5 protein-coding genes and 1 pseudogene are annotated in these 7,768 nt (G+C 69.6%); 3 read left to right on the forward strand and 3 right to left on the reverse strand.

Annotation, left to right across the window (positions count from 1 at the left end; all coding sequences use genetic code 11):
* Window positions 1-348, reverse strand: a pseudogene (locus GT030_RS28365) (hypothetical protein); the annotation flags it as partial.
* Window positions 349-406: 58 nt separating this feature from the next.
* Window positions 407-1,735 carry a DUF2252 domain-containing protein gene (locus GT030_RS28370; RefSeq protein WP_161203524.1) on the reverse strand — a complete coding sequence of 443 codons (1,329 nt, stop codon included), beginning with the start codon at window positions 1,733-1,735 and terminating at the stop codon, window positions 407-409.
* Window positions 1,736-1,944: 209 nt separating this feature from the next.
* Here GT030_RS28370 and dnaE point away from each other — a divergent pair, with 209 nt between their 5' ends.
* Entirely contained in the window at window positions 1,945-5,484 is a 3,540-nt protein-coding gene (gene dnaE, locus GT030_RS28375; protein WP_161203525.1) for a DNA polymerase III subunit alpha, read from the forward strand.
* A 112-nt stretch (window positions 5,485-5,596) separates the two neighbouring features.
* Here the strand turns inward: dnaE and GT030_RS35865 are convergent, their stop codons facing one another.
* Window positions 5,597-5,770, reverse strand: a complete 174-nt coding sequence (locus tag GT030_RS35865; protein ID WP_202460665.1) for a hypothetical protein — start codon at window positions 5,768-5,770, stop codon at window positions 5,597-5,599.
* 225 nt (window positions 5,771-5,995) lie between these two features.
* Here GT030_RS35865 and GT030_RS28380 point away from each other — a divergent pair, with 225 nt between their 5' ends.
* Both GT030_RS28380 and GT030_RS28385 read left to right on the forward strand, forming a co-directional pair.
* Window positions 5,996-7,213: an NYN domain-containing protein gene (locus tag GT030_RS28380; protein WP_161203526.1), complete on the forward strand. Its 1,218-nt coding sequence runs from the start codon at window positions 5,996-5,998 to the stop codon at window positions 7,211-7,213.
* Between the two features lie 79 nt (window positions 7,214-7,292).
* A partial coding sequence (locus tag GT030_RS28385; RefSeq protein ID WP_161203527.1) for an ATP-binding cassette domain-containing protein occupies window positions 7,293-7,768 on the forward strand: 476 nt, incomplete at its 3' end.

Below are 7,768 nucleotides of genomic sequence, written 5' to 3' on the forward strand. Positions count from 1 at the left end.
CGGGCCGCCCACGGCGCCGCCCCGGCACAGCAGGTCCAGGCCCACCGCGTGCAGCGGGCCGGTGACCGGGCCGCCGGCCCGGCCGTAACAGGCGTGCTGGCCGGTGGTGAACACGGTGTCGGCGGCCAGCTCCAGCGGGACCAGCAGGGCCGCGATCGGGCCGAAGCCGCGCTCCCGGCCCGCCAGCGCGTACGCGGCGGTGAACACCCCGGCGGCGACCGCGAGGACGGTCGCCACCGGCAGCGGGGACCGGGACAGCAGCACGTGCGACGCGGTGCTGAGCGTCACGGTGAAGGCCGTGAACAGCGCCGCGCGCACGGCTCTGAGCTGGGTCCCGGATATGTCCATAGCGAGAGGAGAGTGTGTCACGGACCGCTGTGAGACACCCGTAAAGGGTGTGCGGCGGTCACAGCCCCGGAATCCGGCCGTTGCGGAACAGGTCCAGGAACGTCTGATGGTCGGCGCGGGCCCGGGCGCCGTAGCTGTGCGCGAAGTCCACCAGCAGGGGCGCGAACCCTTCCTCGTCGCCCGCGATGGCGGCGTCGATGGCCCGCTCGGTGGAGAACGGCACCAGGGACTCGCCCGAGGTGGTCTCGTCCGCCGCCGCGTGCATGGTGGCCGTGGCCCGGCCGAGGTCGGCGACGACGGCCGCGATCTCCTCCGGGTCGTCGATGTCGCTCCAGTCCAGGTCGACCGCGTACGGCGAGATCTCGGCGACCAGCTGGCCCGCGCCGTCCAGCTCGGTCCAGCCCAGCCACGGGTCGGCGTGCGCCTGCAGGGCGCGCTGGGAGATCACCGTGCGGTGACCCTCGTGCTGGAAGTAACCGGCGATGGCCGGGTCCGTGATGTGCCGGGAGACGGCCGGGGTCTGCGCCTGCTTGATGTAGATCACCACATCGTTCTCCAGCGCGTCCGTCGCCCCCTCCAGCAGGATGTTGTACGAGGGCAGCCCGGCCGAGCCGATCCCGATGCCCCGCCGCCCCACGACGTCCTTGACCCGGTAGGACTCCGGGCGGGCCAGCGAGGAGTCCGGGAGCGTCTCCAGGTAGCCGTCGAAGGCGGCCAGCACCTTGTACCGGGTGGCCGCGTCCAGCTCCACCGAGCCGCCGCCCGGCGCGAACCGGCGCTCGAAGTCGCGGATCTCCGTCATCGACTCCAGCAGCCCGAACCGGGTCAGTGAGCGGGCGTCGCGCAGCGCGTCCAGCAGCGGGCCCTGGGCGGTGTCCAGGGTGAAGGGCGGCACCTCGTCGTCCTTGGCGCCGGTGGCCAGGGCGCGGATGCGCTCGCGGTAGGCGACCGCGTAGACCGTCACCAGCTCGGTGATCTGCTCGTCGCTGAGCGCCTTCGCGTACCCGATCAGCGCGATGGAGGCCGCGAAGCGCTTGAGGTCCCAGGTGAAGGGGCCGACGTACGCCTCGTCGAAGTCGTTGACGTTGAAGACCAGGCGGCCGTTGGAGTCCATGTAGGTGCCGAAGTTCTCGGCGTGCAGGTCGCCGTGCACCCACACCCGCGAGGTGCGCTCGTCCAGGTACGGGCCGCCCCGCTTCTCGGCGTCCAGGTCGTGGTAGAAGAGGTTCGCCGTGCCCCGGTAGAAGGCGAAGGCGCTCGCGGCCATCTTGCGGAACTTCACCCGGAACGCGGCCGGGTCCGCGGCCAGCAGCCGGCCGAAGGCGGTGTCGAAGACGGCGAGGATCTCCTCGCCGCGCTGCTCGTCGCTGAGCTGGGAAACCGGCATCGCGGGGTTGCCTCCTGGTGCGGGATCGTGCGTGAGGTGTGCGGGAACACGGGAGGAGCCGTACCACCGTGCCCCCCGTCCACAACGGGCGACGCCGCGCCGGAGTGCCCGGTTCCCACCTGAAGGTACGCGGACCGGGCCCGGCGGTGTCAGTGCCGGGGCATAGACTTCCTCGCTGTCCCCTTCTTGTTCATCCGGAGGCCGAAACCGTGTCGAAGCCGCCCTTCACGCACCTGCACGTCCACACCCAGTACTCGCTGCTGGACGGTGCCGCGCGGCTCAAGGACATGTTCAACGCCTGCAATGAGATGGGCATGACGCACATCGCCATGTCCGACCACGGCAACCTGCACGGGGCGTACGACTTCTTCCACTCCGCGAAGAAGGCCGGGATCACCCCGATCATCGGGATCGAGGCGTACGTCGCCCCCGAGTCCCGGCGCAACAAGCGCAAGATCCAGTGGGGCCAGCCGCACCAGAAGCGGGACGACGTCTCCGGCTCCGGCGGTTACACCCACAAGACGATGTGGGCGGTGAACAAGACCGGTCTGCACAACATCTTCCGGCTGTCCTCCGACGCGTACGCCGAGGGCTGGCTGCAGAAGTGGCCCCGGATGGACAAGGAGACCATCTCCAAGTGGTCCGAGGGGATCGTGGCCTCCACCGGCTGCCCCTCCGGCGAGGTGCAGACCCGCCTCCGGCTCGGCCAGTTCGACGAGGCCCTCAAAGCCGCCTCCGACTACCAGGACATCTTCGGCAAGGACCGGTACTTCCTGGAGCTGATGGACCACGGCATCGACATCGAGCACCGGGTCCGCGACGGCCTGCTGGAGATCGGCAGGAAGCTCGGCATCCCCCCGCTGGTCACCAACGACTCGCACTACACCTACGCGCACGAGGCGGCCGCCCACGACGCCCTGCTGTGCATCCAGACCGGCAAGAACCTCTCCGAGCCCGGCCGCTTCAAGTTCGACGGCACCGGCTACTACCTGAAGTCCACGGACGAGATGTACGCCATCGACTCCTCCGACGCCTGGCAGGAGGGCTGCGCCAACACCCTCCTGGTGGCGGAGATGGTCGACACCACGGGCATGTTCGAGGCCAAGAACCTCATGCCCAAGTTCGACATCCCGGACGGCTACACCGAGGTCACCTGGTTCAAGGAGGAGGTGCGCCGCGGCATGGAGCGCCGCTTCCCGGGCGGCATCCCCGAGGACCGGCAGAAGCAGGCCGAGTACGAGATGGACGTCATCATCTCGATGGGCTTCCCCGGCTACTTCCTCGTGGTCGCCGACTTCATCATGTGGGCCAAGAACAACGGCATCGCGGTCGGCCCCGGCCGAGGCTCCGCGGCCGGTTCGATCGTCGCCTACGCCATGGGCATCACCGACCTCGACCCGATCCCGCACGGCCTGATCTTCGAGCGGTTCCTCAACCCCGAGCGCATCTCGATGCCCGATGTCGACATCGACTTCGACGAGCGCAGGCGCGTCGAGGTGATCCGGTACGTGACCGAGAAGTACGGCGCCGACAAGGTCGCCATGATCGGCACCTACGGCACCATCAAGGCCAAGAACGCGATCAAGGACTCCGCGCGCGTGCTGGGCTACCCGTACGCGATGGGCGACCGGATCACCAAGGCCATGCCCGCCGACGTCCTCGGCAAGGGCATCAACATCGACGGCATCACCAACCCCGAGCACCCCCGTTACTCGGAGGCGGGCGAGGTCCGGTCGATGTACGAGAACGAACCGGACGTGAAGAAGGTCATCGACACCGCGCGGGGTGTGGAGGGCCTGGTCCGGCAGATGGGTGTGCACGCGGCCGGCGTGATCATGTCCAGTGAGACCATTACCGAGCACGTCCCGGTGTGGGTGAGGCACACCGACGGCGTGACCATCACCCAGTGGGACTACCCGAGCTGTGAGTCGCTCGGCCTGCTGAAGATGGACTTCCTGGGCCTGCGCAACCTCACGATCATGGACGACGCCGTCAAGATGGTGAAGGCCAACAAGGGGATCGACATCGATCTCCTGAGCCTCCCGCTCGACGACCCCAAGACCTTCGAGCTGCTCCAGCGCGGCGACACCCTCGGCGTCTTCCAGTTCGACGGCGGCCCCATGCGCTCGCTGCTGCGCCTGATGAAGCCGGACAACTTCGAGGACATCTCCGCCGTCTCGGCCCTGTACCGGCCGGGCCCGATGGGCATGAACTCCCACACCAACTACGCCCTGCGCAAGAACGGGCAGCAGGAGATCACGCCGATCCACCCGGAGCTGGAGGAGCCGCTCCGGGAGGTCCTGGACGTCACCTACGGCCTGATCGTGTACCAGGAGCAGGTGCAGAAGGCCGCCCAGATCATCGCGGGCTACTCGCTCGGCGAGGCCGACATCCTCCGCCGCGTGATGGGCAAGAAGAAGCCCGAGGAACTGGCGAAGAACTTCGTCCTGTTCCAGAAGGGCGCCCGCGGCAAGGGCTTCAGCGACGAGGCCATCCAGGCGCTGTGGGACGTGCTGGTCCCGTTCGCCGGATACGCGTTCAACAAGGCGCACTCCGCCGCGTACGGCCTGGTCTCCTACTGGACCGCCTATCTGAAGGCCAACTACCCGGCCGAGTACATGGCCGGTCTGCTGACCTCGGTCAAGGACGACAAGGACAAGTCGGCGGTCTACCTCAACGAGTGCCGCCGCATGGGCATCAAGGTGCTCCCGCCGAACGTCAACGAGTCGGAGTCCAACTTCGCCGCCCAGGGCGACGACGTGATCCTCTTCGGCCTCTCCGCGGTGCGCAACGTGGGCACCAACGTGGTCGAGGCGATCATCCGGGGCCGCAAGACCAAGGGGAAGTACCTCTCCTTCCCGGACTACCTGGACAAGGTCGAGGCGGTCGCCTGCAACAAGCGCACCACCGAGTCGCTGATCAAGGCCGGCGCTTTCGACTCGATGAACCACACCCGCAAGGGCCTCACCGCGCAGTACGAGCCGATGATCGACAACGTGGTCGCGGTCAAGCGCAAGGAGGCCGAGGGACAGTTCGATCTCTTCGGCGGCATGGGCGACGACGCCGGCGACGAGCCCGGCTTCGGACTGGACGTCCAGTTCACCGACGAGGAGTGGGAGAAGACCTATCTCCTCGCCCAGGAGCGGGAGATGCTCGGTCTCTACGTCTCCGACCACCCGCTCTTCGGCCTGGAGCACGTGCTCTCCGACAAGGCGGACGCGGGCATCTCCCAGCTGACCGGCGGCGAGCACTCCGACGGCGCGGTGGTGACCATCGGCGGCATCATCTCCGGCCTCCAGCGCAAGATGACCAAGCAGGGCAACGCCTGGGCCATCGCCACCGTGGAGGACCTCGCGGGCTCGATCGAGTGCATGTTCTTCCCGGCGACCTACCAGCTCGTCTCGACCCAACTCGTCGAGGACGCCGTGGTGTTCGTCAAGGGCCGGCTCGACAAGCGGGAGGACGTGCCGCGGCTGGTCGCCATGGAGCTCCAGGTGCCCGACCTGTCCAACGCGGGCACCAACGCCCCCGTGGTGCTGACCATCCCGGCGGTCCGGGTCACCCCGCCGATGATCAGCCGCCTCGGCGAGATCCTCACCCACCACAAGGGCGACAGCGAGGTCCGCATCAAGCTCCAGGGCCCGCGCAAGACCACCGTGCTGCGCCTGGACCGGCACCGGGTCAAGCCCGACCCCGCGCTCTACGGCGACCTGAAGGTCCTGCTCGGCCCGTCCTGCCTGACCGGCTGAGCCCGGCGGGGGCGCGGAACCAGGGCGATACGCAGAGCAAAAGGGGCGCACCCCGCGGAGGTGCGCCCCTTTTTGTATGCCCGCTGTGGGCTCAAACGCCCTGTGGCGACATTCAGTTGTGGCCGAAGCGCTTGTTCTGCTTGCGGGTGTAGTCCTGCTGGCCGCCCGTGATCTGGGCGGTGGCCTCCTGCGCCTCGGGGGCCTGCTCGCTCGAGCGCTGGGACTGCTCGGCCTGGGAAGCGCGGTTCTTCGGGCCGGTCTGCTTGCGGTTCTTGTTCTTGGCCATGGGGATCTGCCTCCTGAAGGGGGTCTAGGGGCCAGGGCCGAAATTAGATTCACATACGCTGACATCAAGCGCATGTCGGATAATTACCGTCTGTGACAGGGCTGATGGGGACACCGGCTCCCGAAACGCCACGCCGAAGATCGAGTTCCGGCCGTTAACCCCCGCGCCGTCGGGCAGACTCGAAGGAACGCCGAAGCAATACCTCCCGGAAAGAGGGTGAGTCGCGTGGACCGCTGCATCGTCCTGGTGGACGCCGGGTATCTGCTGGGAGCCGCCGCGAGCCTCCTCGCCGGTGAGCCCTCGCGGTCCCGGATCATCGTCGACCACCCCGCGCTCATCCAGGCCCTGCGCGAACGCGCCGAGTCCGAGACCGGCCGCCCGCTGCTGCGCATCTACTGGTTCGACGGTGCCCCCGACCGGGTCCCCCAGCCGGAGCACCGCAGGCTCCGGGTGATGCCCCGCGTCACCGTCCGGCTCGGCGCCCTGACCAGAAGCGACGGCCGCTGGGCGCAGAAGGGCGTCGACGCGGCCATGCACGCCGAGCTGACCGAGCTGGCCCGTAACCGCGCCTGCTCCGACATCGTCCTCGTCACCGGCGACGGCGATCTGCTGCCCGGCATGATGGCGGCCAAGGAGCACGGCGTCGCCGTCCACCTGTGGGCGGTGCAGGCCGCCGACGGGGACTACAACCAGTCCGAGGACCTGGTCGCCGAGGCCGACGAGCGGCGCGTGCTGGACCGCGCCTGGATCATCAAGGCCGTCCGGGCCAAGGAACTCACCGGCGTCTGCGCCCCGCCCCCGGCGCCGCGTCCCGAGATCGCCGCGATCCTCTCCGCCCCGCTGCCCGAGTCCGCGCCCTCCGACCGCGAACACACCGCCGAGGACGACACCCACCGCCCGCCCGCCCCTGCCTCGGAGAACGGCACCCAGGACCGGGCCGCCGCCCACAAGGGCGTCCCCACCCCCAAGGACCTGGCCGCGCTGCGCGCTTCCGGTGTCCCGCCGACGCAGGCTCCCCCGAGCGCCACCCTGCGCTGGTCCTCCGACAAGGGCTGGGTGGACCGGCCGGGCACCGCCGCCGAGCCGCCGGAGGTCGCCGCCATGCCGACCCTGGCCCAGCTCACCACCGCCGAGCAGCGCTGGGCGGACCGCGAGGAGGACATCACCACGGTCGGCGGCGACCCCTACGAGGTCGGCCAGGTGTTCGCCCGCCGCTGGATGGCCCGGCTCGGCGACCAGGGCCACCTCCAGCGGCTGTCCGCGATGTACCCCCGCATCCCGCACCGCATCGACGGCGAGCTGCTGCGCTACGCGGCCCGCTTCGGTCTGCTCGCCCACAAGGACGACCAGATCGACGAGCACGACCGTTACGCCATCCGGGCGGGGTTCTGGCGGGAGTTCGACGTCCCTGCCGCGGCGGAGAACGCCACCGCCGGGGAGTGAACGCGCCCTGACCGGCGGATGCCGAGATGAGGTGCCCCAAAGGCGAGTAAAGGGGCCGCACCGCGTAGTCTCGTCCCTCGTGACCACGCGCGCGGGAGAGCCACTCAGCTACGACGACGTCGTACGCGTGCGCGCGCTCAGCAAGACCTATCCGCCCGTCAAGGGGCGGCGCGGAGCCGCCGGGGCGCCCGAGGTGCGGGCCACCGACCAGGTGACCCTGGACGTGCGGCACGGCGAGATCTTCGGGCTGCTCGGCCCGAACGGGGCGGGCAAGTCCACCCTGGTCCGCCAGCTCACCGGGCTGCTGCGCCCCGACTCCGGCAGCGTCGAGATCCTCGGCCACGACATCGTGCGCCATCCCGAGCGGGCCGCCCGCATCCTCGCCTACCTGGGCCAGGAGTCCTCCGCGCTGGACGAGCTGACCGTCGCCCTCGCCGCCGAGACCACCGGCCGGCTGCGCGGCCTGGAGGCACGCGCCGCCCGCGCCGAACGCGACGCCGTGCTGGACGAGCTGGGCCTCGCCCCGCTCGCCGGACGCCCCCTGAAGAAGCTGTC

This window comes from Streptomyces sp. SID1328 (assembly GCF_009865595.1).
Taxonomy (GTDB): domain Bacteria; phylum Actinomycetota; class Actinomycetes; order Streptomycetales; family Streptomycetaceae; genus Streptomyces; species Streptomyces griseoluteus.